The sequence below is a fragment of the Brachybacterium sp. AOP25-B2-12 genome, assembly GCF_052378625.1.
Lineage (GTDB): Bacteria > Actinomycetota > Actinomycetes > Actinomycetales > Dermabacteraceae > Brachybacterium.
The window spans coordinates 1-1,366 of record NZ_JBQSXW010000062.1; the positions used below are offsets into that span (position 1 = coordinate 1).

Annotated in this window: 1 protein-coding gene; it reads left to right on the forward strand. The window is 67.0% G+C overall.

Translation table 11 applies throughout. The annotated features are described in order from the left end of the window. Positions 1-66 precede the first annotated feature (66 nt). Positions 67-1,331, forward strand: a protein-coding gene (locus ACT3TZ_RS15135; RefSeq protein ID WP_444584238.1) for an IS3 family transposase whose coding sequence is annotated in 2 segments (ribosomal slippage) — positions 67-409 and positions 409-1,331 — 1,266 coding nt in all. Because the reading frame shifts where the segments join, the coding sequence is not laid out codon by codon here. Positions 1,332-1,366 lie beyond the last annotated feature (35 nt).

Consider the following 1,366-nt stretch of genomic DNA (forward strand, 5'->3'; position numbering starts at 1 on the left):
GGGGCCTGACCCTTGTTCGTGGACACGCTGATTCCAGCATTGGCTGGGGAAGCGAGATTATGAACCATGGCCAGGAAGAACTACTCCGAGGAGTTCCGCCGGCAGGCGGTCGACCTGTATGAGTCGACTCCGGGAGCGACGCTCCGCGGTATCGCGGAGGACCTCGGGATCGTCCGGGGAACGCTGCGGCAGTGGCTGGAGACTCACGGGACCGGGAAGAAAACGGCGGCTGACGGCACGCTGACAGACAGCCCGTTGCGGTCCGCGCCGACGGCTTCCACATCGGATCCTGATGAGCCGCTCGAGCAGCGCGTGGCACGGCTGGAGGCGGAGAACGCCCAGCTGAGAGCCGAGACGACGAAGCTCACCACAGAGCGGGAGATCCTCCAGAAGGCCGCGAAGTATTTCGCCGGGGAGACGCGCTGGTGAGTCGCTTCCAGTTCGTCGCCGAGAACTCCACCACCTACCCGGTGAAGCGACTGTGCGAGCTCGTCGAGATCGAGCGCTCCTCCTACTACGCCTGGCAGACAGGCACCCCAGCTCGGTCCGCGCGGGCCGCTTCCGATGGCGAGCTGCTCGAGCGGATCCGCATCATCCACGCGGAGGACGATGCCCAAGGCGTCCCGCGGATCACGGCCGAGCTCAACGACGGGGCCGCGCCCGAGGACCGCGTCAACCACAAGCGGGTCGCCCGCGTGATGCGGGAGGCCGGACTCAGCGGGTACGTCAAGAAGCGCAAGCACCGCACGACGGTGCCCGAACCGGCCGACCAGGTCGTTCCTGACCTGCTGAAACGGGATTTCACCGCCGAGGCGCCGAACCAGCGCTACGTCGGCGACATCACCTACCTGCCGCTGTCCGAGGCCAGTGGCGGCGGGAACCTATATCTGGCGACCGTGATCGACTGCTACAGCCGCCGTCTGGTGGGATGGGCCATCGCCGATCACATGCGCACCGACCTCGTCGCCGACGCGCTCAAGGCCGCCGCCGCGACCCGTGGATCTCTGGCAGGAGCGATCTTCCACAGCGACCACGGGTCGGTCTACACCTCCAAGGCCTACGCCGAGCTCTGCCAGCAACTCGGCGTCATCCAGTCGATGGGAGCCGTCGGCACCAGCGCCGACAACGCGATGGCAGAGTCATTCAACGCGACGCTGAAGCGCGAGGTTCTCCGGGACGCCGCGTGCTTCACCGACGAGCTGTCCTGCCGCCGCAAGATGTTCCGATGGCTGACCCGCTACAACACCAAGCGCCGCCATTCCTGGTGCCGCTACCTCTCCCCGAACGCCTACGAGCGCGCCTACACCGCTACGCTGGCGCTCGCAGCGTAAACAACCCCCGTGTCCACGAACCGGGGGTAGGCCCC